This window comes from Tardiphaga sp. 285_C5_N1_2 (assembly GCF_052076065.1).
Lineage (GTDB): Bacteria > Pseudomonadota > Alphaproteobacteria > Rhizobiales > Xanthobacteraceae > Tardiphaga > Tardiphaga robiniae.
This window is the reverse complement of record NZ_CP197241.1, coordinates 4,345,938-4,371,052: the sequence shown is the minus strand read 5'-3', so window position 1 is coordinate 4,371,052 and position 25,115 is coordinate 4,345,938. Positions and strand designations below refer to the sequence as shown.

Below are 25,115 nucleotides of genomic sequence, written 5' to 3'. Positions count from 1 at the left end.
GTCCCTTCTTCCGTCTACATGGCTGACGCGTTGTCTCTGACTGTATCGAGGCGGAGCGCCTGCAGGGCGCGATCGAGTTGCTGGGCTGGCGTCACTGTGGCTGCAGCATTCCGGGACATGTCAGGATTGGGCTGATGGGCGGCGTGATAGGTCTCGACGGCCGTCGCAAGCGCGAGAGCACCTGCGATGGCGACGGCGAGACGTGGCGGATGTGGCATCAATTCGACTCCTGAAGACACTCATTAACGCTCCACACGGCGCGCTTGGGAATTCCAAAGTTGGGCCGAACGGCTTCCAATCCTTCTTTCGGAGCGTCGGTCACGAGGCGTAATTGCTTGCGGATGCAAGCGATGTCCCGCTTGCGCGGGAACACCGACGCCGAACGTCGTTCACGATGATCGTGATCACAACATCAAACATCTTCAATCGATACCGATGCTGAAATCACATCATCCGTTTTCACGCTGACGGGAAATGACGTTCTTATTTGAAATGCCCCATTGGCGCGGCGGGTCTCCGGGATCAGATTGAAGCAAATGGGCCGCATGAAATGCGTGATGAGCCCATGTCAATCGGGAGAACCATCATGGGATTGCTCAACGAGAAGATCACGGCCGGTGCATTCGTCACCGCGGACCTGAACTACCTGGCGCCGATCAATGGCCGCCCTCGTACCTATACATTCGATCCTCCGGCCGGCGAACCGCGTTCCACTGCGGAACCGGAGCCGCATGCGGTTGCGATCCATGATGCGCGACCGAGCATCGATCAGTGGTCGCTCGATGAACACGGCTTTGCGGTGGCGCACCAGCACAGCGCGGTCTCCGACTTCTACGATGATGAGAACGTCAAGGGCGTCTACTATCCCGAAGCCGAGAAGCTGCTGAAAGACATCACCGGCGCGGGCCGCGTCTTCATCTTCGATCATACCGTGCGCAAGCGCGTCGATGGCGTCAATGACCGCGGCGATGGCCCGCGCCAGCCTGTCGCCCGGGTGCATGTCGATCAAACCGATAGATCGGGTCCGCAACGTGTCCGCGATCTGCTCCCGGAGGATGCGGAAGAATTGCTCAAGGGCCGCGTGCAGATCATCAATCTGTGGCGTCCGATCCGTGGCCCGTTGAAGGATTCGCCGCTGGCGGTCGCCGATGCGCGGACCGTTCGCTTTGACGAACTGGTCGGATCGGATCTGGTCTATCAGCACCGGGTCGGTGAAACCTACGCGGTGAAATTCAATCCGCAGCATCGCTGGTACTACGTGCCGGATATGACGCCCGACGAGATATTGCTGTTGAAGTGCTATGATTCGACCAAAGACGGCGTCGCGCGTTTCGCTCCGCATACGGCCTTTGCCGATCCGACCGCGCCTGCGGATGCGCCGCCGCGCGAGAGCATCGAGCTGCGCGCGCTGGTGTTCCACGCGCCATAGGGCAGGTTAGAGCGACCGTGAATGCTCCCGCCGATCGTGACGGGAGCATTCACCTATGGTGCTATCACGCCGTGACGGCCGCTGCGGGACGCTTTGCATAGCGGCTGGGCGGACGTTCGAGTCCGAAGTGGTCGCGCAGCGTGGTGCCCTCGTAGTCGCGGCGGAAGATGCCGCGCTTTTGCAGCAGGGGGACGACTTCGTCGACGAACACGGCCAGGCCTGTCGGGAGTACGTCAGGCATCAGGTTGAAGCCATCGGCGGCACCGGCCCTGAACCAGGCCTCGATATCGTCGGCGATCGCCTCGGGCGTTCCGACGATGATGCGATGGCCGACGCCGCCGCCCAGCGCCTTGAGCAGTTGCCGCACCGTCAGATTATCCTTGCGGGCCATGGCAACGGTGCCCTTGAACATCGTCTGATTGGCATTGGCGGGCAGTGGGATGTCCGGCAATGGCTTGTCGAGTTCGAGGATCTCGGGCGGGACATGCAGTGTTCCTGCGAGCCGCGACAGGCTGTACTGGATCGGCACCAGGTCCCACAACTCATCCTGCCGTCGCTGCGCCTCGGCCTCGGTGCTGCCGATGATGGTCGCGAGGCCCGGCAGGATCACGATGGAATCCGACGGGCGGCCATAGGCGACGGCTCGCGCCCGCAGATCACGCGCATAGGCGACGCCGTCCTCGATCGATTGCGACAGCGTGAACACCGCATCGGCCTGCGCCGCGGCGAGGTCGCGGCCGTCGCTTGAACCGCCGGCCTGCACGGTGATCGGCCGGCCCTGCGGTGAGCGCGGCACGGTCAGCGCACCGGCCACGGTATAATGCGTGCCACGATGATCGATGGCGTGGACCTTCGATATATCGACGAAACGCGCCGTCGCCTTGTCGCCGACAAAGGCGTCGTCTTCCCAGCTATCCCACAGCGCGTGCACGACCTCGGCGAATTCCTTTGCGCGCTCGTAGCGCAAGCCGTGTTCGAGGACGTTCGACAGGCCGAAATTGCGACTCGCAGACGCGTCCGCCGTGGTCACCGCATTCCAGCCGACGCGGCCGCCGCTTGCATGGTCGAGCGTCGCGAAGCGCCGCGCGATGTTATATGGCTCGTTATAGGTCGTAGATGCAGTGGCGATCAGGCCGATATGCGTGGTCGCCGCAGCCACGCTTGCCAGAACGATGGTCGGCTCCATGGATTGAAACGGCCGCAGGTCGATGCGGTCGGTGATGGCCGGCGTGTCGGCGAGAAAGATCGCGTCGAATTTTCCGCGCTCGGCGATCTTCGCGACATTCACATAATGCTGCACATCGTAGAATGCGCCGGGATCGCTGTCAGGTAGCCGCCATGCCGATGCATAGACCCCGGAATGGAGCAGGTTCACGTTGAGATGCAGTTTGCGTTCACTCATGGAGCATTCCTGATGGGCGAGGCGGAGAGCGATCCAGTTGTCTTTGGGCTTGCGCGTATGACATTAGCCCACTGATCGCATCGCATCGCGAATGATCTTTCAAACTTGGTGTCGCGACGGTGAGATCGCGTGAAGTGCATTGTCTTTGCGCGGATTGCAGATTTAGATCGCGCTACAAATTGCTACCGCGTTGCAGCGCTCAGATGAAGTGGCAACTCCATGCCATCGATCACTTCAGAAAATGCGAGACGTTGCTGCTGCGGTTGGTAGTGAAAAACACCAACGGACGGTCCCCAATGAGGAAGATTAGTATTTCGCCACGCACTGCGATCGTCATCGCGTCGGTCATGCTGGGCGGACAGCTTGCGCAGGCGCAGGAAGGCAAGCCGGTTTCCGGCGGTGCCATCACATGGGGCGTTGCGACCGAGCCGAGCTGCTTCGATCCGCATCGCGCCTCGCAGCAGGCTGCATTTTTCGTGGCGCGCAACTATATCGACTCGCTGGTCGGCAAGAAGACCGACGGTACCTTCGCGCCCTGGCTGGCGACAGAGTGGTCGATCTCGCCGGACGGCAAGGAATATACGTACAAGCTGCGCGAGGACGTCGTCTTCCACGATGGCGAGAAGTTCGACGCGGCGGCGGTGAAGGCGAATTACGATTTCGTCAAGAAGCCGGAAAACGCCACCAATGCAGTCGCGCTGCTGCAATATTTCGATCGCGCCGAAGTCGTGTCGCCCTATGTCGTCAAGCTCATTTTGACGCAGCCAGATTCGACGTTCCTGGAGTCCACGTCCAACGTCAAACTGGGCATCATCTCGCCAAAGGCGCTCGCCAAGGGCGACCTGTGCGGTGGTGGGCCGCTGCTGGCGGGCAGCGGGCCGTTCGTATTCGAGCGCTACAGCCGCGGCCAGTCGGCGGTGTTCGTGCGCAACAAGGATTACAAGTGGGGGCCGGGGTATGCGGCGCATAGCGGGCCGGCCTATCTCGATCGCGTGACCTTGCGCTTTTTGCCGGAGGCTGCAGTGCGGGCCGGTGCGCTGACGTCGGGACAGGTCGATCTGATCGAAGGCGTGCAGCCGACCGACGTGGCGCTGTTTGCGGATCAGGCCGAGTTCAAGTTGCTGACCGGCCCGTCCGGCGCCAGCACGTCATTCACGTTTAACATCAACTACACCATTCCGCCTGCGGATGACGTACGGGTCCGGCGCGCGCTGCGAGACGGCTTCGATCTCGAGCCGCTGGTCAAGCAGGTCTATCTCGGCACCGTGCCGCGTGCATGGTCCATCATCGGGCCGGCCAACCCAGCCTATAACAAGGCGCTGGTTGGTACATGGGGCAACAATATTGCGGGCGCCAACAAGCTGCTCGACGAAGCCGGCTGGACCGGCCGCGACGCCGAAGGCTTCCGCACCAAGAACGGCGTACGCCTGAAGATCGACGTCGGCTATCCGCAGCCTTACGTCCGCGACAACCGCGAAGTGCTGATCCAGGGCATCCAGGCCGCGCTGCGCAAGAATATCGGATTCGATCTCAACCTGCGCATCATCACCGCCGGCGAATATGCCAAGAACAACGCCAATGGCAACTGGACGATCTATCCGAACACCGACAATCCATCGGATCCCGCGCGGGAGTTGTGGGACATGCTCGGCTCCAAAGGGTTTCTGTATTCCAACATCGCCAATCCGGATCCTCAGATCACGGGTCTGATCGATGAAGCGCTGCGCTCGACCGACGTGGCGAAGAAGCGTGCCCTCACCGATGAAATCCAGAAGCTCGGCGTCGATCAGGCCTTCATCGTGCCGATGTTCGCTCCGAGCTGGTTCCTGGCGGCGAAGAACAATGTCAACGGGCTGAGCTTTGAGGCGGGTTTGGACTCGCCGTCGAGCGCCTATGACTTCTGGCTGGCGAAGTAGACGAGATCATGTGGTCTCGTATCATTTCCAGATTGCTCACCAGCCTCGTGGTGGCCTGGGCGAGTGTGACGGCGGCATTCTTGGCGCTGCACGCCTTGCCGGGCCGCATCCAGGATATCCTGGCGGGCGATCTGGAATATCCAGGGCTGCGCGAGGCGATTGCGGCGGAGTGGGGGCTCGATCGCAGTCTGCCCGCGCAGTACCTGGATTTTCTTCTGCGCATCCTGCAGGGCGATTTCGGCACGTCCTATGTGCTGCGTCAGCCCGTCACCGAGGTGGTGGGATCACAACTGATGCCGACCGTGCAGCTTGCGCTGCTCGGCGGGCTTCTGGCCATCGTGATCGCAGTCGGGCTCGCGCTGCTGACGGCAGGGCGTGGGCGCATCTCGCGCCAGATCGCATCCTTTCTGGAACTGGTATTCGCATCGACGCCGGTGTTCTGGCTTGGCATCCTGCTGCTGATGGCGTTTTCCTTCACGCTGCGCTGGTTTCCGGTGTCCGGTGCCAGTGGCTGGCAGTCGATCGTGCTGCCGTCGCTGACACTGGCATTGCCGACGGCCGGCCTCCTCGCGCAGGTGCTGCGTGAGGCGATGGAGAAGACGCTCGATCAGCCCTTCGTCACCACGGTGCGTTCGCGCGGCGTCGGCGAGCTCGTGATCCGCGCACGCCATGTGCTGCGGCATGCCTTGCTGCCGGCGGTGACGCTCGGCGGCTGGCTGATCGGCGGACTGCTCGGCGGCGCTGTGATCACGGAGAAAGTCTTCGGGCGTCCTGGTCTCGGCACCGTGACGCTCGGCGCCGTGCTGACCCATGACGTGCCGGTGGTGCTGGCCGTGGTGCTGCTGGCCGCTTTCATCCATGTCGCCGCGTCGACCCTGCTCGACATCCTGTATTTGCTGATCGATCCGAGACTGAGGGCGCAATGAACGTGCAAACCCGTCCGCTCGCGGACCTGTCCATCGCGCTTGACCCGCAGGTTAACCCGCCCGGTGCGGTGGAACCGGTGACGACGGCGGCCGTGATCGCGCCGCGATTGCTGTCACCGGGCCTTGCGATCTCTCTGGCGTTTCTGTTCGTGCTGCTTCTGGCCGCGGCATTCCCACGCGCCTTCACTCAGTTCGATCCGCTGATCGGCGATTATGCTCTGGGGCTGAAGCCGCCGAGCTGGGAGCATCTGTTCGGCACCGACCGGCTCGGCCGCGACGTGTTCGCGCGGACCATCCACGGCACGCGCTATTCGCTGTTGATCGGGCTCGGCGGTATGGCGATCAGCCTGGCCTTCGGCATCGTGCTCGGCATTCTTGCCGGACAGCGCAACCGTTTCCTCGACGAGGCGACGTCGCGCGTGTTCGACGTGCTGTCGTCATTCCCCGGCGTGTTGCTGGCGATGCTGGTGGTCACGTTTCTGGGGCAGGGTATGCTCAACATCGCCATTGCCGTGGGCATTGCCGGCATCCCGAAATTCGGTCGCGTGATCCGTGCCCAAACGCAATTGGTGCGCGATGCCGATTACGTGACGCATGCCGTCGTCTATGGCCTCGGTCGCTGGCAGATCTTCATCCGCCACGTGCTACCGAATGTATTGGTCGCGGTGCCGGTGATCGCGACGGTCTATATCGGCAATACGATCCTCGCGGTGTCGGGCCTCAGCTTTCTGGGGCTCGGCCCGCAACCTCCGACGCCGGAATGGGGCGTGATGCTGGCGGAGAGCCGCGATGTGCTGCGCGTGGCGTGGTGGCCCGGCGTGTTTCCCGGACTCGCCATCACGCTGACGGTGATTGCCTTCACGCTGGTCGGCAATGCCATCCAGAAACGGTTCGAAGGGCGGCTGGCATGACCGACAAGCCATATCTGGTCATTCCACAACCCGACGATTTGCTGATCGACATCGAGGGCCTCTCGATCGGCTTTGCCGGCGCCAATGGCGGCGCACCGATCGTCAGGAACTTCGACCTGACGATCCGCCGCGGCGAATGCGTGGCTTTGGTCGGCGAGTCCGGATCGGGCAAGAGCATCACCGCACGCTGCCTGCTCAACCTGTCCGGCGATGGGGCCGAGGTCGACGCTGATCGATTCCAGATCAAGGGCCGCAATGCGTTGCAGTTTCGCGAAACCGACTGGCGCAAGCTGCGCGGCACGGTCACCGGCCTTGTCATGCAGGATGCGCTGGTGTCGCTGGATCCGCTACGCACCATCGGCCAGGAAGTGGGCGAGGTGCTCTCCGCGCATCGGACGTTACGTGGGCGACACACAGTTGCCGCACGCGTCACCGACGTGCTGCGCAAGGTTGGCATTCCCGATCCCGAACACCGGGCTATGCAATATGCGCATCAGCTCTCCGGCGGTTTGCGCCAGCGCGCGCTGATCGCCTCGGCCATTGCGGCCGACCCGGATCTCATCATCGCAGACGAACCGACCACATCGCTGGATGTCACCGTCCAGGCGCAGGTACTGGCCGTATTGGCCGAGCGCGTGCGGGAAGGCGCCGGACTGCTGCTGATCAGCCACGATCTCGCAGTTGTGGCTGGCATTGCCGATCGGGTGATCGTGATGCGCGACGGCCGCATCGTGGACAGCGGAGCTACGGCGGATGTCTTGCGCCGTCCGCGCCATCCCTATACGCGCCAGCTTCTTGCTGCGATCCCATCCGCTGATTCAAAAGGACATCTGCTCGCCTCCGCCCGGTTTGACGTCGCCGGCGCGGAAGGCGGCAGCACCAACGGGTCTATCATCGTCCGCGAGCCGCTTCCGGCCCGCAAGCCATCGGATGACGCCGTGGTGCTGCAGGTGGACGGCATATCGAAGCGATACGTATCGCGGCGGACGTCTGGCCGCGAGCCGCCGCTTCCGGCGCTGGATCGGGTCGGTTTTGCTATGAAGGCCGGCGAGGTTGTCGGCATCGTCGGCGAATCCGGATCTGGCAAGTCGACCTGCGCCAAGGTCGTGCTCGGATTGCTCGCGCCGGATGAGGGCGAGGTGCGCCTGCTCGGGCAGCGCTGGTCCGGGGTGGCGGAGGCCGAGCGGCGCGCGCTGCGCGCAAGGCTGCAATATATCCCGCAGGATGCCCTCAGCAGTTTCGATCCGCGCTACCGGGTCGCTGATGTGATTGCCGAAAACCTGACCGGCGATGCGCGCGCAAAGCGCGACCGCATCGTCGCGCTGCTCGAGCAGGTCGGGCTGAACGCCGGTCATCTCGGTCGCACTCCGCGGTCGCTGTCGGGCGGCCAGCGGCAGCGAGTCTCCATTGCACGTGCACTGGCAGCGGAGCCGGACATCATCGTGTGCGACGAGCCGGTGTCGGCGCTGGATGTTTCGATCCAGGCGCAGGTGCTGGATCTGCTGAGCGAGCTGCAGGCGCGCCTCGGCACCGCGCTGCTCTTCATCTCGCACGATCTGGGCGTCGTCCAGCATATCGCGGATCGCGTGCTGGTGTTTCACCGCGGGCAGATCGTCGAAGCCGGGCCGGTCGATCAGGTGTTTTCCAACCCGGCCGATGATTACACCAGGGCCTTGTTGTCATCGATCCCCGCGATCGAGAGTGCCTTCGTGCGTTCGTCTGCCAATGCGGCGATAGCTGGCCCTTCGACGGCACGATCGGTTTGAACGGAACGACAAGACGGCTTGAAATACTCTACGGCGCCGGCACCCGTTTGCCGGTCGTGCGGTTTCGGAATGGCCGTGGCGGGTGCCGTGCCGTCTCGGCTTTCGCTGCCAGCGCATCGACCAGGTGATGCGCGGCCGGCCACGCGCCATAGCCCGACGCGATATTGATGTGGCCGGCATCGCCCATATTGACGAAGTCCGAGCCCCAGCTCTCGGCCAGCATGCACGCCCGCTGCAGCGACATGAAGGGATCGTTGCTGCTGGCAACGACAATGCTCGGAAACGGCAGGGATGTCGTCGGCATCGGTGCAAAGTTGCGCAATTGCGGGAATGCGTCGGTGTTCGTTTCCACATCGGCCGGTGCGACCAGAAGTGCGCCGCCGATTTTGATGTCCGGCACTCGCAGCGCTGCATGAGCAATGAGGATACAGCCGAGACTGTGGGCGACTGCGATCGCGCCGGGATTGGCATCTGCGCTCGACAGAAGTCGCTCCACCCAGCGATCGAGCACAGGCGCGTCCCAGTCGTCCTGCTCGACGCGGCGCGCAAACGGCGTATGGCTCTGCAACAGGGTCTGCCAGTGGCCGTCCGGCGAGCCGTGAAGGCCCGGGATGATCAGAGCGCCTCGCATGCGTCGATCCCTCTGCTGCTTTGGTGCCAGCCCGAGCGGTAGGCCGACTTCGAGTCGTTACTCCGCGGCGATAGCGGATGGCAGCACGGGGCGGAACGAGGAGGCTGGATGCGGCGACTGCAGCCGTGCGCGACCGGCACCGAACAGTTTTTCGCGAAGCGTGCCGGGCGCATAGGCACTCTTGTAGATACCGCGCCGGGTCAGTTCCGGAACCAGCAGATCGACGATGTCCTCGAAGCTTCCGGGCGAGATCGCGAAGGCGAGGTTCAAACCATCGACGTCGGTCTGCGCGACCCAGTCCTCGATGGCGTCAGCTACCTGTTCGGGCGTTCCGACCACGATTGGCCCGATGCCGCCGATGCCGACATGCTCGGCCACCTCGCGCACCGTCCAGGTGCGATCGGGATCGGCGCGGGTGATATTGTCCATCGCCGTGCGGCCGGCCTCGTTGTGGACGTGCTCCACCTTCTGGTCGAGGTCATAGGTCGAGAAATCGACGCCGGTCCAGCCGGACATCAGCGTCAGGGCGCCCTCATGGTTGATGTAGCGACGATACTCCGCATGTTTCGCGGCGGCTTCCTCCTCGGTGCGGCCGAGGATCACCGTCATCATGCTGAACATCAGGATTTCCGACGGATCGCGCCCGGTCTCTGCCGTAAGCGCGCGGATCGCAGCGACGCGCGGCGCGATCACCTTTGCGGATGGACCGGACATGAACACGCATTCGGCGTGTTGCGCGGCGAACAGTTTTCCGCGCAGCGACGTTCCGGCCTGATAGAGCACCGGCGTTCGCTGCGGTGACGGCTCGGAGAGATGGATGGCGTCGAGTGTGTAGTTCTCGCCATAATGCTGGACGCGGTGAACACGCGACGGCTCGGTGAAGATGCCGCGCGCCTTGTCGCGCTGCACGGCGTCGTCTTCCCAGCTGCCTTCCCACAGCTTGTAGACGACCTCCATATATTCTTCGGCGACGTTGTATCGGTCGTCATGGGCGTTCTGGCTGGCCTTGCCCATGCCCTTCGCGGCGCTGTCGAGATAGCCGGTAACGATGTTCCAGCCGATACGGCCATCGGTGAGGTGATCGAGGGTCGACATCCGGCGCGCGAATGGATAGGGCGGCTCGTAAGACAGCGTACAGGTCACGCCGAAGCCGAGATTCTCGGTAACGGCGGCCATCGCCGACACCAGCAGTAGCGGGTCGTTGACCGGCACCTGTGCGGCATTGCGCAATGCCGCGTCCGGATTGCCGCCGAACACGTCGTAGACGCCGAGCACATCTGCAAGGAACAGTCCGTCGAACCGTCCGCGTTCCAGCGTTCGCGCGAGATCGAGCCAGTAGGGCAGGCGATTATAATCGCTGGAGCGATCGTCGGGATGCGTCCACAGGCCGGGCGACTGGTGCGCCACGCAGTTCATGGCGAATGCGTTGAGGCGAATCTGCTTGGTCACGTGGTGTCCTCCAGATGCCGCGGCGTCATTGCGCCGCTGGGATCAAGGCTGGCGACGCATCAAACTTTTGCGGTCGTCCGGCGGTGATCGGCGAGTGGTTCTCCGAACGGTCCGGTATTGGCGCGGAACTGCCGGACATTGCTGGTTTGTTGCAGCGACAGCAGCGGGAATACCAGTTCGGCAAACCGATAGGCCTCTTCGAGATGCGGATAGCCGGACAGGATGAACGTATCGATGCCGAGGTCCTGATATTCGCGGATGCGTGCGGCGACGGTGGCGGGATCGCCGACCAGCGCGGTGCCGGCGCCGCCGCGCACAAGGCCAACGCCGGCCCACAGATTCGGGCTGACCTCGAGCCGGTCGCGCCGGCCGCCGTGCAATTGCGACATGCGCTGCTGGCCGACGGAATCCATTCGCCCGAGAATCTGCTGCGCGGATGCAATCGTGTCGTCGGTAAGATGCTCGATCAGTTCGTCGGCGGCCTTCCATGCGGCCTCGTTGGTATGGCGGACGATGACATGCAGCCGAATGCCGAACGTGATCTTGCGGCCGCGCTGCTCGGCGATCCCGCGCACGCGTGCGATCTTCTCCGCGACCTGCGCCGGGGGCTCACCCCAGGTCAGGTACTTGTCGACGGTATCGACGGCGACATCGATGCCGGCTTCCGACGAGCCGCCAAAATAGAACGGCGGATGAGGCGTCTGGATCGGCGGGTAGAGGATGCGACCGTCTTCGACCGTGATGTGCTTGCCCGCGACAGTGACGGCTTCGCCTGCGAGCTCCCGCCCGTAAACATTCAGAAACTCACGGGTGACCTCATAGCGTTCGTCGTGATCGAGGAACACGCCATCGCCCTTGTTCTCGACGGAATCGCCGCCCGTCACGATGTTGATGAGCAACCGTCCGTTGGTCAGGCGATCCAGCGTGGCAGTCATGCGTGCCGCCACTGTGGGCGACTGCAGTCCGGGTCGCACGGCGACGAGATAGCGCAATCGTTCCGTCCACGGCGCGATGGCCGATGCGATGACCCAGGAGTCTTCGCAATTGCGCCCGGTGGGGAGCAGGGCCCCGTAATAGCCGAGCTTGTCCGCGGCACGCGCAATCTGCCGCAGATAGTCGAAATCGACCTCGCGCGCACCGGCCGTGGTTCCGAGATAGTGGCCATCGCCGCTGGTCGGCAGGAACCAGAGAATCTTGAGAGCGTCGTCGGCAGCGGTCATGGTGCGGATGTCCCGGCGGCGTCGGCTACGGCAATGGCTTTCGGGATCAGTCCGAGTGCGAGAAACGTATCGGCCAGTTGCTGCTGCTCGGTGATGACCTTGCGATCAATCGGCTTGATCCCGTAGGCCTGCCGCTTGAGCGCGACCTCCAGGACAGGAACCGGCAGGCCAACCGAGGGGCTCAGCTGTTCGGCTACAGCCTTGATGTCTGTCTTGGCCCAGTCGTCGACTTCCCGCAGGCCTTCGAGAATCGCATCGACCACCTTGGGATCCGATTCCAGGAATTTCTGCGATGACAGATAGAACTGGTAGTTCGAAACCGTATCGGTGCCGTCGGCAAGAACCGTCGCCTCGATCGCGGCTTCAGCGGCCGCCTGGAACGGATCCCAGATCACCCAGGCATCCACGGCTCCGCGCTCGAACGCCGCGCGCGCGTCAGCCGGCGCCAGGAACACCGGGGTGATGTCGGAATATTTGACATTGGCTTTCTCCAGCGCCTTGACGAGGAGATAGTGAACGTTGGAGCCCTTGTTGAGCGCGACCTTTTTCCCCTTCAGCTCGGCGACCGATTTGATCGGACTACCTTTCGGCACCAGGATCGCTTCGCCCTTGGGCGCTGGCGGCTCGTAGGCGACATAGCGGATCGGTGCGCCGGCGGCCTGCGCGAAGATCGGCGGCGCCTCGCCGGTGTTGCCGAAATCGAGCGCACCGACATTGATCGCTTCCAGCAGCGCGGGGCCTGCCGAAAACTCCGTCCACTTGATGTTCCAGCCAAGTGCCTTCAGGTGTGGCTCAAGGCTGCCTTTGCTCTTCAGCAGAACCAGCTTGCCGTATTTCTGGAAGCCAATCCGGACGGTCTTCTCCTGCGCGTGTACTGATCCGGAACCGATCAGCGCGGGAGCGGAGACGACGGCCACGCCGAGACCCATGGCGATGGCGGCTTTCAAGATCATTCGTCTGGCATGCATTGTCGTTGTCCTGCATTGGGGTGTGAAAGGCACCATCACTGATGATGCATTAGAGTCCCAAGCAGGCGATCTGGGGAATTCCAAAAACCAGGACGATCATGGGTTGATCGCTCTGCACAATGCCGCCATCCGGAGAACGTTGTGCCCCTGGCATTGCCGCCGCAGATTGCTCGCTCAGGCCTGCTCCTGGCCCCAGCGCTGAACGGTAATCCGCGTCAGCGTCCGGAAGATCACGCCTTCGACGATGAGGCCGATCAGGATGACCGTGAGCAGTCCCGCGAACACGCTGGCCGTCTCCAACTGTGCGCGGCTGGTGTAGATGAACCAGCCCAGACCGCCGGAGCGTGCGCTGACGCCGAATACCAGTTCGGCAGCGATCAGCGTCCGCCATGCGAAGGCCCAGCCGATGCGCAGGCCCGACAGGATCTGCGGGAAGGCCGCGGGCACCAGGATCTCCACCACGAAACGGCCGCCGGACAGGCCGAGATTGCGGCCAGCCATCCGCAGCGTCGGCGGCACGGCGAGGAAGCCGCCATAGCAGGCCAGCGCCACCGGCCACAGCACCGAATGGACGATGACGAAGATCAGGCTCGGCGTGCCGATGCCGAACCACAGCAATGCAACGGGCAGCAGCGCGATGGCCGGAAGTGGATTGAACATGGATGTCAGCAGCCCGAGCGCCTCGTTGCCCCAGCGCGACAGCGCGGCGAGGGTCGTGAGCGCCGCGGCGACGGCGACGCCCAGCGCATAGCCGGTGATCAGGACGCGCAGCGACGTCAGGGTGCGGTCCGGCAGTTCACCGGAGACGATAGCCGCCCACAGCGCCGACAAAGTCGCGCCCATGGTCGGCAGCAGCAGCGCATTGTCCAGCCAGCGTGCATAGAGCTCCCAGATCAGCGCGAAGCCCGCGAGGATCACGGCACGGCGCCACGGCGTACCATCGAACACGCGCCGTAAAGCGGGCGCGCGCACCAGTTTCGGCGCAGCGATATCAGACATGTTCGGTTTCCGGATCGGCGAAAACGCTCTGCTGGATCTGTCGTTCCAGCTCGGCGAAGCGCGCGGTGCCGCGGATGCGGGTGTCGGGCGGCACGTCGAATGTCGCGGCCAGCCGGCCGGGATGCGGCGTTAGTGCGAGGATGCGGGTGCCGACGCGGATTGCCTCGTCGATGCCATGGGTGACGAACAGGGTTGTACTGCCGGTCTCCTCGCACAGCTTCAGCAGTTCGTCCTGCATTTGCCGGCGCGTCAGCGCATCCAGTGCCGCAAACGGCTCGTCCATCAAGAGCAATGCAGGCTCGAGCGCGAAGGCACGGGCGATGGCGACGCGCTGCTTCATGCCGCCTGACAGCGTATGCGGATAGGCGTCGACGAAATTCTTCAGCCCAACCCGTCCGAGCCAATGACGCGCGACATCCTCCGCCTGCCGGCGCGGCAGCGACTTGCCGCGCTCCAGCGCGTAGCGGACATTTCCCAGCACCGTGCGCCACGGCAGCAACTGGTCGAATTCCTGAAACACCGTCATACGATCGGGGCCAGGCGCATCGATGCGCCGCCCGTGTAGCCGGATCTCGCCGGCGCTGGGCTTCAAAAAACCGCCGACGGTACGCAGCAGCGTGGACTTGCCGCAGCCGGACGGGCCGAGCAGCACCAGCCGCTCGCTGGCCGACAGTGTGAAGCTGACATCCTCGACAGCCGTGAGGATGCCGTCGCGGGTGGGATAGCTGATACTGACATGATCCAGCACCAGCAGCGGCGCCGTTGCGGCGCCACCGATGAAGTCAGCCGATCGCGGCGCGACGTTCACGTCAGCTTCCCGGCTTTTCGCCCAGGCCGGACCAGAACAGATCCCGCCACGACGCCGGTGCCTGCTTGATGAGGCCGACCTTGGCTTCGAAGTCGGCGAATTTCTGCGCACCTTCGGGAATCGTGGTGAAGTTGATGTTCTTGTCGCGGATGATGCTCTCGACGAAATCCGGCGCAAGCTTCGAGTTTTCCGCCTTGATGTAAAGCGCAGTGGCTTCCTTCGGATTGGCCTTGATCCAGTCATTGGCGCGGTCGAGCCCGCGCACGAAGGCCTGGATCGTCTTCGGATTGTCGTTGACGAATTTTGTGGTGGCATAGACCACGTTGAAAGTATGCGGGCCGCCGAGCACGTCGTAGCTGTTCAGCACTTGGTGCACCTTGCCGCTGGCGAGTTGCTGTTGCGAGAACGGCGGTGAGGTGAAGTGTGCTGTGATCTCGGAGCGACCTGAAAGGATCTGCGCCGTTGCGTCCGGATGCGGCATGCTGACGGTGAGCTCGTCGAGCTTGTCGTATTTGCCGAACGCCTTGTCGGCCGCCATCTGCAGCACGATCGGCTGGAAACCGACCTTGACTGACGGCAGCGCGATGCGGTCCTTCTCGGTGAAGTCGGCCAGTGTCTTGACGTTCGGATTGTTGGTGGTGAGGATATTGGCCATCGATCCCAAGGCGGCGACGCCGATGATCTTGGCGGTGGTTCGCGTCTTGTCCCAGGTCAGGATCATTGGCGTGATGCCGGCGGTCGCGAAATCCAGCCCGCCGGAAATCAGTGCTTCGTTCATCGATGCGGCGCCCGAGAGCCGCAGCCATTCGATCTTCGGCGGCGTGATGCCAAGCGCCTTGGCTTCTTCCTCGATCAAGCCTCGTTCGCTCGCGACGATGAGCGGGAGATAGGCGATCCCGAATTGCTGCGCGATGCGGAGTTGGGCCGTCTCAGCCCGAACGCCTTGCATGTTCGCCGCGACAAAGCCCAATGCGAGCGCGCCGACGTGCAGAAATTTTGCTGTCTTCATGATATGTCTCTTCGGTGCCTGCTGATGCGGCATAAGTGTGCGCTTTGGAGAAGTTGCAACTACACTTCAGGAAATCAGGCAATGCGTCCAGCGTGTAGATGCATCGCCATCATGTTCAGAAGAAGCCTGCTGGCACGACGGTGGATATAGGAGAGTTTTTCTCGGAATTGCTTGTACGAGAGAACGTCATTGACCTGTCGGCCAGCAGTTTCAGGGCAGGGATTGCTGATGGGGGGCTGTCTCAAGCGAGGCGTCTGGCAATTTCGGCGCCCGTGCGCCGCCTCAGGATGGCCATCGACCTCCTGACGCCATCCTGAATGGTCGCAGCACTCAATCAAACAGTCACGCTTTCGCCGCGCGCGTCATTGCTGCTGCGTCTTCCAGTCGCGCTTGATCTTCTTGGCGAGCGACCATTTGTGGACTTCGGTCGGGCCGTCATAGATGCGGAAGGCGCGGATCTCGCGGAAGGCCTGTTCGACGATGGTTTCGCCGGAAACGCCGGTGCCGCCCATCACCTGCACGCAACGGTCGGCGATCCGCATCAGCGCTTCCGACACGGCGACCTTGGCCATCGAGCTTTCGGCCGTGCCGAGCGAGCCGGTGTCGAGCACGTCCGCGCACCAGTCGATCATCAGTTCCGACTGTTTGAGATCGATCAGGTTTTCCGCCAGCATGAAGCCGACGCCTTCGTGATCGATCAGGGCCTTTCCGAACGCATGGCGACGACAGGCATAGTCGGTCGCGATCTCGTTGGCGCGGATCGCAAGACCCAGCCAACGCATGCAATGCGACAGGCGCGCCGGGCTGAGGCGGATCTGTGCGTATTTGAAACCGTCGCCTGACGCGCCAAGCATCTGGTCTGCCGGGACACGCAGGTTTTCGATCTCGATCTCTGCATGGCCGCCGGGCATCGAATTGTCGATCGTATCCAGCACGCGCAGGGTGCGGATCGCAGGATCTGGCAGATCGACGAGGAACATGCAGGCGCCGTTATCGGACTTCGCCATGACGATCCCGACCTTGGCGCCTTCCGCGCCGGTGATGAACTTCTTCCGCCCGTTGATGACCCAGTGATTGCCATCGAGTTTGCAGGTGGTCTGCATCATCGACGGATCGGAGCCAGCGCCGCCTTCGTCTGCCGGCTCGGTCATGAAGAATGCCGAACGTGCTTTGCCCGACGCCAGCGGTTCCAGAAAACGCGTCTTCTGTTCGGCTGTGCCGACCTTGCCGAGCAGGTACATATTGCCCTCATCGGGCGCCATCGTGTTGCAGGCAAGCGGACCCAGCGGCGAAAGACCGGATTTGATCAGGGCCTTTGCCGTTTCGCGCTGCGTCAGATGCGACCCATCCGCAAGAATATGCGGGGTCAACACGCCGGACTTGCGGGCCTTGTCGCGCAGCTCTTGCACCAGTTCGTCGCTCGGGCCGTGAGCACCTGTCCGCGGATCTTTCTCATAGGGGATGACTTCGGCGCGAATGAAGGTCTCGATCCTGGCGGCAATGGCGTCGGCGCGATCAGTCATGGAAGCAGATACTCCGGTCGCCCCCTTGGGCGAAGTCCTGGGGCAGGATTGAGGCAGGCGGGGCCGATCACGGTACGGGTGGTGGCCGGCGACGAGGTGAGGGATCGCATTTACACGATCAGTATGCCCGATCGCATCGAACTCGGCTACGAGGCATCGATCACCGTGAAGCGTGTCGTGGCGTCACTGACCCGCGCATGGCGTGCTGGTCGGTCGAATCTTGATCGGCTGGTCTTGATCGGTGGAAAACCGCTATTTCGGCGCCGGCTCGGCGGCATCGAGATTGATGCCCGGGAAACGCCGTCTCAGGTCCCGCTTCAGCGATCTGAAATGCTCGATATTGTTTTCGAGCGTCCGCAGCCGTGCTTCGCCGATACGAATCTCGTCGTCCGATTTCTGCAGGAGTTCCGCCCGCGGATCCGACTGACTGTTGACGTCCTCGATCTCGTTACCGCCGACAATTGCGGCGATGGAGATGACTTCTTCCAGCCGACGCTTCAGGCCGTCATGCTCGTATTCTGCGCTGCGCAGGCCGGAGTCGATGGTCGCCGCAATGGCAAGAACAAGCCGTTCATCGGTGATGCGGTCGCGCTCCGGCGAGCGGGTCCGGAATGTCTCGGACGAGGAGCGAAAGATGCGCTTCAGCATGGCGGCATTTCCCTCTGGCTCAGGTGAGACCTTTGATCTTCTTACACGATGTTGCGGAGCCTGACGACATCTGCACAATGCCCGATGTCGATTTCGTTAGCACGAGCTCCTTGGCGGAGATGAAGCGTAGCGTGGCTCTGGGGTTGGCGTCGCAGAATCGCGACAGCGTCGCCGCGGTGGCGGCCACCGTGTCCTGTTTCGGAATCACCGCGATGGCCCCATCCTTCAGGATGTAGGCATCTTTGACGTTCGGCATCGTCGCCGTCGCGGTGCAGACCTTGAACAGGCCTTCATAGGCCTGTGGCGGCATGGTGAGATCGCCTGCAAGGCCGCCGAGCAGATATTCCCGGCTCTTGTTGCAATTATCGGCATGCGCGGTGCTTGCGGTGAGTACGAGCAGTGCGATGATGGCAGCGAGCTGTTTCATGCCGATGCCCTCAGCTCCGATCCCGTTTGCAAGGCATCCTCGGACGGCGATGGCCGCTTCAAACCATAGGTTTCTGCGGCGCAGCGTTCCCACGACAGATCACGCGCATGTGCGGCGGCGCCAGCGCCGAGGCGCGCCCGCAGCTCATCGTCCTCGGCCAATTGCCGGATCACATGGGCGATCATGTCGACGCGGGGGGCGACCAAAAGGCCAGACTGGCCGGCGAGCACCGCATCGGGCACACCTCCGATATTGCTTGCGACGCTCGGCAGACCCGTGGCACCGGCCTCGAGATAGACGAGACCGAAGCCTTCGACGCGGCCGGACGAATCCGGCACGCCGGTCAGACAAAAGAAGTCCGCCGCACCGTAGATATCGCGAATTTCTTCATTCGATAGCGCGCCGAGTAGCCTGATGTCGCAGTCCGACGCGGCGATCATGCCGCGAAGCTCATCGACATAGTCAGCTTCTCCTTGCGGACCGATGACCAGCCATGTGATGCGCTGACGTAATTCGTCAGGAAGCTGCGCGAGTGCGGCGAGCGTGAGATGATGTCCCTTGCGCCGCGTGAGCCGTGCCACGGTGACCATGACGATCCGGTCGGGCGCAATGTCATAGATCGCGCGTGTGGCAGCGCGGTCGCTACGCCGGCCGGACCAGAAATCGGAGACGCCAAGGCGAATGGCATGGATGCGGCGTTCGTCGATCGTGAATCTTTTGCGGAACAGCTCGCGTGTGAAGTTGCTATTGGCTGCGACCTCGGTGCGTGGCCCGAACACGCCACTGAAGCGGATCGCCAGCCGCTTCAGTGGCGTCTGCGTCTCATTGATCTCTGTACCATGCACAGTCATCAGCATCCGCGCCGGCGTGCGGCCGCGCGCGAGTGCGACCGGAATGAAGAATGGCCAGTCGGCGGCATGCACCACATCGAACGGAGCCGTACCAATGCGGCTGCGCGCCAGCATGATCTTGGCAGGCAGATCGCGCGCCGAATGCAATCCGCCGCTGAAGCGGTGGATTGCGAAGGGCATGGCGCGATCGTCGGCTGACATATCCTGTGCGTAATCGGGAGCGACCAGCGTCACCCGCGCGCCGAGCTGCGTTGCAGCCAATGCGATCTCGTGGGCGTAGGTACCTATCCCGCCGCGTGCGGGAGCATATTCGCTCGATAGCAACAGGATATTCACAGATAGCCTCAGTGTGCCGCGGAGGGCGTCATCGTCATGTTGCGCGCGTTCTGGATGTCCTGGTGATAGGTAAAGACGCGCGCCAACTGTGTCGCCGGTGTGAAATTATCGATCGCGCTGGCAACCTGCACCGGGTTGATCTCGCCGGTGCCGATCGCATCGCGGGTATCGAGGAAACGTTGGGCCAAGTTCTCGATCATCTCGTCGCGAGATGGGCTGCGGGAAATGAGATAGCCGCTCTCGCCATCATGAATTACTGACTCCAGTTGCGGCAGGTGCACCGCGACGACCGGGCGGCCGACCGCAAGCGTCTCGAGCACGCAGCGCGGCATGCCTTCGAATTCCGACGTCAAGATGCCTGCGTGGGCATTGGCCAGTGTTGCGGCCATGCCGACAGCGTCCTTGAAGCCGTGCCGGATCGTGATGTCTTCGATCGCGGCGAATTCGGCAAAGCGATGCGGATCGCTGGTCCCGATATAATGGAATTCGAGATGGCCATGCAGCCGCTCGCGCAGGCGGGCGATGGTGCTGAACATCAACGGCGGATCCTTGAACTCGTCAAGGCGTCCCGCGAAGATGATTCGGAACGGCTCGGTCATCGCCGGAAATGGTTGTGGCTTGAAGATGTCGGTGTTGACCCAGGTCCACAGCGTATCGATCTTGCCGCTCTGGCCGGGATAGGTCTTTTGCAGCCGTTCGGTGATGAACGGATTCACGCACAGAAATTTTGCGCTGGTCGTGACCGCGAAACGCTCGCCGATATTGTGCACGAACGAATACTTCTTGAGGAGCGAATCCATCTGCAGCTTCGGCGCGCCCTCGCCATGCAGCATCTGGATGAAGGGGCGGCGCAGCAGCGTCGGCAGCCAGGAAAATTCGACGCGGCGCAGATCAACCGTGCAGCCGCGCTCGCGGATCAAGCGCGACACCGGTCCGAAATAGCGCAGCAACGCCATGAAGAACTGGCCGGTGAGTGATGAGCGGATGGTGCGCGCGGCCTCTCGGGCCTGCTGGTCGGAATAGTGCAGGATCGGGAGAAAGTCGAAGTCGCGCCCGCGGAAAGTCAGCCGTCGCACTTCGCCGAGCTTGAGGTCGCCGATCGAATCCACGCCAACGAACAGGATGTCCGTGTCCGTGGGATGGAAGGTGATGAAGTCGCGGATATAGGTCTCTAGCCCACCCACCTTTTGGCCGCGCGGATCGAAGGGGTGGATGAGGCAGATCTGGTAGCGTTGCTTGGCCGGCGCGGCGTTCCGGGCGCGAAGACCCAGAGTGAGTGTCGAGGTCATGCGGCTTTCCTCATGCGAGCGTTCAGGATTTGTGGAAGCGTACTGGCGATCAAACGTGGCACGGCGGCAGCGCAGCGTGCGTAACGGGGCCCAAGGCGGCGCGGATCCCGCAACATGCGCCAGGCCCATTCGAGACCGGCACGTTGGGTGAACATCGGTGCGCGAACCTGTGTACCTGCGATGAAGTCCAGCGCCGCGCCGAAACACAGGCAGCCCGTCCCGTCCAACTCATCGATACAGCGCGACGCAAACACTTCCTGTCGTGGCGCGCCCAGCGCGAGGAAGCAGAGCTTTGCACCGGATGCGCGGATCTGTGCAATCGCTGTATCGGCTTCCGATGAATAGGCCTCGAAGTTGCGACCAGGCGCGAAGGTGCCGACGATCTGCAAGCCCTGATATCGCTTGCGCAATTCTGCTGCAGTCTTGTCCAGCGTTGGCCTGTCGGAACCGAACAGAAAGATGGGAAGCCCCTTCTTGCCTGCAGCTTCGCACAAGGGAGCGGCAAGATCAGCACCGGTTGTTCGTGAAATAGGTTTGCCGAGCAGATGACTGAGAACGACGATCGGAAAGCCATCCGCAGTCACGAAGCGTGCGCGCCGGTAGGCCGCGCGAAAGTCGGGCTTTTGTTGCAGATGTACGACATGATCGAGATTGAGCGTGCATACACTGAAGTTATCGCCGCGTTCGGCCGCTTCTACGATCGATAAAACGGCTTCATCGAGCGATGAAACGTTCACGGTGACTCCGTCAACGGTGAGATTTTTGGCGTGTGGCGCCTGCGTCTTCGACATGTCGGTCCCCTGATGACGATGTAGCCGAGGTACGCTTGAACGAAGTGCACACCTGCTTGCTGCCGATGCAGCAAAGAAAAGTGAGTCGAAAATCATCTCCCCGACGTCATGGACATCAAAACGAACTATTGCGACGCAACGATGGCGATGCTGTCGCGCAATATGGAAAAGATAGCAGTCACGATTTTGAATCGATGGAGAGTGGATATGTTCGAATGTTCAAGGAGAAAGTCGCTCGCAGTCATCGCCGGTGCGACAGTCGCTATGCAACAACATGCACTCGGCGCGACTCAAATGCAGAGCCTTGGTACAATTGCGGCAAAAAATGGCTTGATGTTTGGCGCGGCTGCGGGGCCGGTGATCGACAAGGATGTCGGATATCGTGAGCTTTACACAACACAGACGAAAATTATAACGACGGACATCGCTCTGAAAATGGGCACGCTTGCGCCGATGGCGGGTCCGAAGCGATTCGAGAGCGCCGATCGATTGCTACAATTTTGTGCGAGTAATCGCATTCCCATGCGCGGTCATTGTCTGATCTGGAACGAATGGGTTCCGCAATGGATCAAGTCCATGAGCAATTCCGAGCGACAAGCTTTCTTCGATAGTTATATCGATGAAGTCGCCGGGCGCTATGCCGGCCAATTGCAGTCATGGGACGTCGTGAATGAGCCGTTCTGGCCCGGTCACAAGGCACCCGGCGGCTATCGCCTTGGCCCGTGGTACGATGCCTTTGGCACTGATTATATCAGGCGCGCCTTCGCGCGGGCCGGTGCTGTGGATAAGAAGACTAAACTTGTGCTCAATGAGGCACAGGCGGAACGCGATGACGATGTCGGTCTCGCGGTACGCACCGGACTGTTGCGTTTGGTCGATGAATTGCAGCATGCCGGCGTCCGGCTTGATGTCGTCGGCCTGCAGGGCCACTTGCAGCCGCGCTATCCGCATGATCCCCAGCGGTTTCTGGAATTCGCCCACGCGCTCGCCGAACGCAAGGTCGACATCTACATCACCGAATTCGATGTCCGTGACGACACGTTCCCGGATGATGTAGCCACGCGCGACAAGATGATCGCGGAGACCGGCGGGAAATTCCTCGAGACGGTGCTACAGGTCCCGGCGGTCAAGGCCGTGATCGCGTGGCAGCTGTCCGATCACTATTCATTCTATACGGACGCCGCGAGAAAGAAGAATCCTCTCGCAGAACGACTGCCACGGCCGCTGCCGTTCGATGAGAACATGCAAAAAAAGCCGCTGTGGTACGCAATGGCCCGTGCGCTGGAGACCGCCAAACGGTCGTGACGATTTCACGACATTAGAGCTCCGAGAGTTGCGGTTGCCGGCGCAGCATCCGAAGCAACGTCGGCCCGTAAAGGATGGCAAGGACCAACACGTAGATCGCCGCGCCTGCGGCGACATGTGCTGCCAGTAAGACATGGTTGGGCGCTTCGGGCAGTTGCGTCAGCAGTGCCGCCATGGCCCCGGTTGCGAGGACGATGCGGGCGAGATGCGCCCAGGGCAGGGTCAGGCCGAATTTCGAAAAACCGATGATGAAACTGACCAGCGCTGCGGCAATGGCGGAGAGCACTGTCGCGCCGGCCGCACCGACGAGTCCCCAATAGTGGATACAGATGAAGCTCGCCACGATCGTCACCAGCGCGTCGATGCTGGAGACCACGATCATCAGCTGTGTCTTGCTGTGCAGGAGAAACACCTGATCGCCGAAATGGGCACGGATGTTGCGGATCGAACCGGCCAGGGCCGAGAGAGGCAGAATTGCCAGCGTCACCTGCTGAAACGGCGTGGCGATCAGCAGGTGCACGATCTCGGCTCGTAGCAGGAAAATGCCCGCAATGCTCGGCGCCAGAATGCCGATGAGCAGTGCACTGTTATCGGCAAGCTGGCGCATCGCAGCCTTGCTGCCGCCTTGCTCCATGCTCTTGACCGCCAGCGGGAAAGCCGCTGCCGTCACCAGCATCGCGGCCACTGCCGCGGCGCGTTGGCCCAGACCATAACCAACGGCAAAGAGACCGGCGGCGGCAACGCCGAGCATGTCGTTGACGATAAAGCGCGACGCATTGAGGCCGACCCAGCCCAGCGCGCCACCGATAATCAGCGGAATGCCGTAGCTCACCGCATGGCGAATGATCTCGCGATCGATCGGCCATAAACGGCGGCTGTAGCCGACATGGGGCAGCACGACCAAAGCGGCAAAGAGCTGCGCGGCGGCATAGCCCAGCAGTGGCCATTCTGGCGACGGACCAATCAGCTTGATGAGTACCAGGCCAAGAATGAAGCCGATCGACGGTCCGACGATCTGCTGGATCGAGTAGACGCCGATCTGGTGCCGGACCCGGGCGCGTTCGGCGATATAGAGATTGAGCGAGCGGCTGATGACGTAAGCGACGGTCGCTCCGAGCAGCGCCGGGTTGGTGTCAGTCGCGATGACCGTATAGAGCACGCCGATCACGGCGGCGCTCTGCAGCACCAGTGAAACAAGAATGACGACATTTTCGGTGCGATAGAAGCGTTCGGCCTGTTCGCCATCCTGATAGCGACCGAAGAAACGCAGCGCATATTGCGACCACCAGGCGAGGAACGCGATCTGCAGCAGCTCATGCGTTGCCGTGATCAGCGTGATCACACCCAGCGTATGCTCGTTGACCACATGGGTCCACACGATCATCGCGACCAGCTGGAACATTGGTCCGACGATCTGAGCGGGAAGATAAAGGATCGTGCGCTTCAGCAGCATGGTCAGGCTCCGAGCCAGCGGGCCGCGCGCGGGGGCGCCCATCGTTGCACGGCGAGCAGTGCGATAAGGCTCAGGGCGACAGTGATCGCATACATCAGAAATGTCCCCGCAACCGGGCCGAACTGGCGCAGTCCGCCATGATCGCGCAAGGCCATGACAATGAAAATATGCCAGAGATAGATGAAGTAGCTGCCGGATCCGAGCATGGCCAGGATCGGCGCGCGGACGCCGAGTGCGAGCAACAGGACGCAGAGCGCCGCCGCATAGCCGAAGAACGCCATCGAATCATAATCGGCGGCGTCGCCGATCTTGAGCAGTCTCGCTGCCACATAGATCACATAGGCCAGCAGTGCCGCCGCGGTCAGCGTCAGGCGCATCCGTGGAAGGGCCAGCCGCGCCGTCGATCCGGCGACCAGCATTCCCAGCGCCACGAAGCTGAACCAGAACGGGATATCACGCATGCGCACTTCCTCGATCAGCCCTTCGGACAGCCCGCGCTGTATCAGCAGGGGATCGACATAGCTGCCGATAATCAGTCCGAAGACGAGGGCGAGCATCAGGACGAGGCGCAGTCGCTCATTGGCTTGGGTCGGCACACGATGGGCAAACCATAGGGTGAGCCAGAGCATGAGCGTACAGCCGAGATAGACGAAGACGTAATAATACACGAACACGTAAGCGAGCACGAAGCGGGCAGCCGTTGTCGTCGGGCGGTGGTCCATGGCCGGATTCTGCAGCGCCATGTAGAGATAGGCCGCAGCGAAAGCGATGGCGTAGGGGATCAATGCGGCCATCACGCGCTTGCCGAGTGGAACGCGGCCCGACAGCGCGGTCAGATAGCCGGACGCGAACAGGAAGATCGGCACGCAGGGGCGCAACGCCGCATCGAGCATGGTCTTCCACGATGCATCGAGCGGTTGCTGCAGCGAATGGATGCCGATCACCATCAGAATGGCGAGGCCGCGCATGCTGTCGATGGCCACATCCCGGCTGGCCGTCCTCGTTTGAGTCAGCGGCCGCGCCGTCCCGGACATTGTCTGCGTTGCATCCACCATCAG

General features: G+C 62.3%; 23 protein-coding genes. 6 read left to right on the top strand and 17 right to left on the bottom strand.

Translation table 11 applies throughout. The features are described from left to right. Positions 1-14: 14 nt before the first annotated feature. Complete coding sequence (locus AB7951_RS20675; protein WP_089268080.1) at positions 15-218, bottom strand: hypothetical protein; 204 nt, start codon at positions 216-218, stop codon at positions 15-17. 368 nt (positions 219-586) lie between these two features. Here AB7951_RS20675 and AB7951_RS20670 point away from each other — a divergent pair, with 368 nt between their 5' ends. Continuing rightward, complete coding sequence (locus AB7951_RS20670; RefSeq protein ID WP_439062542.1) at positions 587-1,429, top strand: CmcJ/NvfI family oxidoreductase; 843 nt, start codon at positions 587-589, stop codon at positions 1,427-1,429. Between the two features lie 64 nt (positions 1,430-1,493). Here the strand turns inward: AB7951_RS20670 and AB7951_RS20665 are convergent, their stop codons facing one another. After that, positions 1,494-2,831, bottom strand: a complete 1,338-nt coding sequence (locus AB7951_RS20665) for an LLM class flavin-dependent oxidoreductase (protein ID WP_120288764.1) — start codon at positions 2,829-2,831, stop codon at positions 1,494-1,496. Positions 2,832-3,127: 296 nt separating this feature from the next. On the opposite strand from AB7951_RS20665, the gene AB7951_RS20660 reads away from it, so the two are divergent. The 4 genes from AB7951_RS20660 to AB7951_RS20645 are packed head-to-tail and all read left to right on the top strand — an operon-like array spanning position 3,128 to position 8,350. Next, entirely contained in the window at positions 3,128-4,747 is a 1,620-nt protein-coding gene (locus AB7951_RS20660) for an ABC transporter substrate-binding protein (RefSeq protein WP_120288765.1), read from the top strand. 8 nt (positions 4,748-4,755) lie between these two features. Further along, entirely contained in the window at positions 4,756-5,673 is a 918-nt protein-coding gene (locus AB7951_RS20655) for an ABC transporter permease (RefSeq protein WP_089268077.1), read from the top strand. Next, complete coding sequence (locus AB7951_RS20650) at positions 5,670-6,584, top strand: ABC transporter permease (RefSeq protein WP_120288766.1); 915 nt, start codon at positions 5,670-5,672, stop codon at positions 6,582-6,584. The genes AB7951_RS20655 and AB7951_RS20650 overlap by 4 nt, the downstream gene beginning before the upstream one ends. After that, on the top strand, positions 6,581-8,350 hold the full coding sequence (locus tag AB7951_RS20645) for a dipeptide ABC transporter ATP-binding protein (RefSeq protein WP_439066192.1): 1,770 nt from the start codon (positions 6,581-6,583) through the stop codon (positions 8,348-8,350). Before AB7951_RS20650 ends, AB7951_RS20645 begins: the two co-directional genes overlap by 4 nt. Positions 8,351-8,378: 28 nt before the next feature. Here AB7951_RS20645 and AB7951_RS20640 read toward each other — a convergent pair whose 3' ends face one another. The 13 genes from AB7951_RS20640 to AB7951_RS20580 form a co-directional block, all read right to left on the bottom strand. Continuing rightward, positions 8,379-8,981 (bottom strand): alpha/beta hydrolase, encoded by a 603-nt coding sequence (locus AB7951_RS20640; RefSeq protein ID WP_120288768.1) that lies wholly within the window; start codon positions 8,979-8,981, stop codon positions 8,379-8,381. A gap of 57 nt (positions 8,982-9,038) precedes the next feature. Further along, positions 9,039-10,430 (bottom strand): LLM class flavin-dependent oxidoreductase, encoded by a 1,392-nt coding sequence (locus AB7951_RS20635; protein WP_120288769.1) that lies wholly within the window; start codon positions 10,428-10,430, stop codon positions 9,039-9,041. A 59-nt stretch (positions 10,431-10,489) separates the two neighbouring features. After that, on the bottom strand, positions 10,490-11,650 hold the full coding sequence (gene ssuD / locus AB7951_RS20630; protein ID WP_120288770.1) for an FMNH2-dependent alkanesulfonate monooxygenase: 1,161 nt from the start codon (positions 11,648-11,650) through the stop codon (positions 10,490-10,492). Continuing rightward, the gene (locus AB7951_RS20625; protein WP_439062726.1) at positions 11,647-12,579 is read right to left on the bottom strand and encodes a sulfonate ABC transporter substrate-binding protein; all 933 of its coding nucleotides are present in this window, start codon (positions 12,577-12,579) and stop codon (positions 11,647-11,649) included. Before AB7951_RS20625 ends, ssuD begins: the two co-directional genes overlap by 4 nt. A 213-nt stretch (positions 12,580-12,792) precedes the next feature. Then, positions 12,793-13,617, bottom strand: a complete 825-nt coding sequence (locus tag AB7951_RS20620; protein ID WP_120288772.1) for an ABC transporter permease — start codon at positions 13,615-13,617, stop codon at positions 12,793-12,795. Beyond that, positions 13,610-14,425, bottom strand: coding sequence for an ABC transporter ATP-binding protein (locus AB7951_RS20615; protein ID WP_120288773.1), 816 nt, complete (start codon positions 14,423-14,425; stop codon positions 13,610-13,612). The genes AB7951_RS20620 and AB7951_RS20615 overlap by 8 nt, the downstream gene beginning before the upstream one ends. A 1-nt stretch (position 14,426) precedes the next feature. After that, positions 14,427-15,434, bottom strand: a complete 1,008-nt coding sequence (locus AB7951_RS20610) for an ABC transporter substrate-binding protein (protein ID WP_439062544.1) — start codon at positions 15,432-15,434, stop codon at positions 14,427-14,429. A 362-nt stretch (positions 15,435-15,796) separates the two neighbouring features. Further along, on the bottom strand, positions 15,797-16,957 hold the full coding sequence (locus AB7951_RS20605; protein WP_120288775.1) for an acyl-CoA dehydrogenase family protein: 1,161 nt from the start codon (positions 16,955-16,957) through the stop codon (positions 15,797-15,799). Between the two features lie 252 nt (positions 16,958-17,209). Next, positions 17,210-17,605 carry a hypothetical protein gene (locus AB7951_RS20600; protein ID WP_120288776.1) on the bottom strand — a complete coding sequence of 132 codons (396 nt, stop codon included), beginning with the start codon at positions 17,603-17,605 and terminating at the stop codon, positions 17,210-17,212. A 19-nt stretch (positions 17,606-17,624) separates the two neighbouring features. After that, positions 17,625-18,032, bottom strand: a complete 408-nt coding sequence (locus AB7951_RS20595; protein ID WP_199712033.1) for a hypothetical protein — start codon at positions 18,030-18,032, stop codon at positions 17,625-17,627. After that, positions 18,029-19,219, bottom strand: a complete 1,191-nt coding sequence (locus AB7951_RS20590; protein WP_120288777.1) for a glycosyltransferase family 4 protein — start codon at positions 19,217-19,219, stop codon at positions 18,029-18,031. Before AB7951_RS20590 ends, AB7951_RS20595 begins: the two co-directional genes overlap by 4 nt. Before the next feature lie 8 nt (positions 19,220-19,227). Continuing rightward, the gene (locus AB7951_RS20585) at positions 19,228-20,508 is read right to left on the bottom strand and encodes a glycosyltransferase (protein WP_089268067.1); all 1,281 of its coding nucleotides are present in this window, start codon (positions 20,506-20,508) and stop codon (positions 19,228-19,230) included. Beyond that, positions 20,505-21,395, bottom strand: a complete 891-nt coding sequence (locus tag AB7951_RS20580) for a WecB/TagA/CpsF family glycosyltransferase (protein WP_439067376.1) — start codon at positions 21,393-21,395, stop codon at positions 20,505-20,507. Before AB7951_RS20580 ends, AB7951_RS20585 begins: the two co-directional genes overlap by 4 nt. Positions 21,396-21,407: 12 nt before the next feature. On the opposite strand from AB7951_RS20580, the gene AB7951_RS20575 reads away from it, so the two are divergent. Beyond that, positions 21,408-22,604 carry an endo-1,4-beta-xylanase gene (locus tag AB7951_RS20575; RefSeq protein WP_439067377.1) on the top strand — a complete coding sequence of 399 codons (1,197 nt, stop codon included), beginning with the start codon at positions 21,408-21,410 and terminating at the stop codon, positions 22,602-22,604. Between the two features lie 13 nt (positions 22,605-22,617). On the opposite strand, the gene AB7951_RS20570 is transcribed toward AB7951_RS20575, so the two are convergent. Both AB7951_RS20570 and AB7951_RS20565 read right to left on the bottom strand, forming a co-directional pair. Next, positions 22,618-24,057: a lipopolysaccharide biosynthesis protein gene (locus AB7951_RS20570; protein ID WP_120289207.1), complete on the bottom strand. Its 1,440-nt coding sequence runs from the start codon at positions 24,055-24,057 to the stop codon at positions 22,618-22,620. A gap of 2 nt (positions 24,058-24,059) precedes the next feature. Beyond that, positions 24,060-25,112, bottom strand: a complete 1,053-nt coding sequence (locus AB7951_RS20565) for an acyltransferase family protein (RefSeq protein WP_439062546.1) — start codon at positions 25,110-25,112, stop codon at positions 24,060-24,062. Between the last annotated feature and the right edge of the window lie 3 nt (positions 25,113-25,115).

Coding starts and splice junctions, on each gene's coding strand:
- AB7951_RS20670 (WP_439062542.1), top strand. CDS start 587: ATGGGATTGCTCAACGAGAAGATCACGGCCGGTGCATTCGTCACCGCG.
- AB7951_RS20585 (WP_089268067.1), bottom strand. CDS start 20,508: ATGACCTCGACACTCACTCTGGGTCTTCGCGCCCGGAACGCCGCGCCG.
- AB7951_RS20580 (WP_439067376.1), bottom strand. CDS start 21,395: ATGATTTTCGACTCACTTTTCTTTGCTGCATCGGCAGCAAGCAGGTGT.
- AB7951_RS20595 (WP_199712033.1), bottom strand. CDS start 18,032: ATGAAACAGCTCGCTGCCATCATCGCACTGCTCGTACTCACCGCAAGC.
- AB7951_RS20600 (WP_120288776.1), bottom strand. CDS start 17,605: ATGCTGAAGCGCATCTTTCGCTCCTCGTCCGAGACATTCCGGACCCGC.
- AB7951_RS20625 (WP_439062726.1), bottom strand. CDS start 12,579: ATGGGTCTCGGCGTGGCCGTCGTCTCCGCTCCCGCGCTGATCGGTTCC.
- ssuD (WP_120288770.1), bottom strand. CDS start 11,650: ATGACCGCTGCCGACGACGCTCTCAAGATTCTCTGGTTCCTGCCGACC.
- AB7951_RS20620 (WP_120288772.1), bottom strand. CDS start 13,617: ATGTCTGATATCGCTGCGCCGAAACTGGTGCGCGCGCCCGCTTTACGG.
- AB7951_RS20655 (WP_089268077.1), top strand. CDS start 4,756: ATGTGGTCTCGTATCATTTCCAGATTGCTCACCAGCCTCGTGGTGGCC.
- AB7951_RS20675 (WP_089268080.1), bottom strand. CDS start 218: ATGCCACATCCGCCACGTCTCGCCGTCGCCATCGCAGGTGCTCTCGCG.
- AB7951_RS20650 (WP_120288766.1), top strand. CDS start 5,670: ATGAACGTGCAAACCCGTCCGCTCGCGGACCTGTCCATCGCGCTTGAC.
- AB7951_RS20570 (WP_120289207.1), bottom strand. CDS start 24,057: ATGCTGCTGAAGCGCACGATCCTTTATCTTCCCGCTCAGATCGTCGGA.
- AB7951_RS20610 (WP_439062544.1), bottom strand. CDS start 15,434: ATGAAGACAGCAAAATTTCTGCACGTCGGCGCGCTCGCATTGGGCTTT.
- AB7951_RS20640 (WP_120288768.1), bottom strand. CDS start 8,981: ATGCGAGGCGCTCTGATCATCCCGGGCCTTCACGGCTCGCCGGACGGC.
- AB7951_RS20605 (WP_120288775.1), bottom strand. CDS start 16,957: ATGACTGATCGCGCCGACGCCATTGCCGCCAGGATCGAGACCTTCATT.
- AB7951_RS20575 (WP_439067377.1), top strand. CDS start 21,408: ATGGACATCAAAACGAACTATTGCGACGCAACGATGGCGATGCTGTCG.
- AB7951_RS20665 (WP_120288764.1), bottom strand. CDS start 2,831: ATGAGTGAACGCAAACTGCATCTCAACGTGAACCTGCTCCATTCCGGG.
- AB7951_RS20645 (WP_439066192.1), top strand. CDS start 6,581: ATGACCGACAAGCCATATCTGGTCATTCCACAACCCGACGATTTGCTG.
- AB7951_RS20660 (WP_120288765.1), top strand. CDS start 3,128: ATGAGGAAGATTAGTATTTCGCCACGCACTGCGATCGTCATCGCGTCG.
- AB7951_RS20565 (WP_439062546.1), bottom strand. CDS start 25,112: ATGGTGGATGCAACGCAGACAATGTCCGGGACGGCGCGGCCGCTGACT.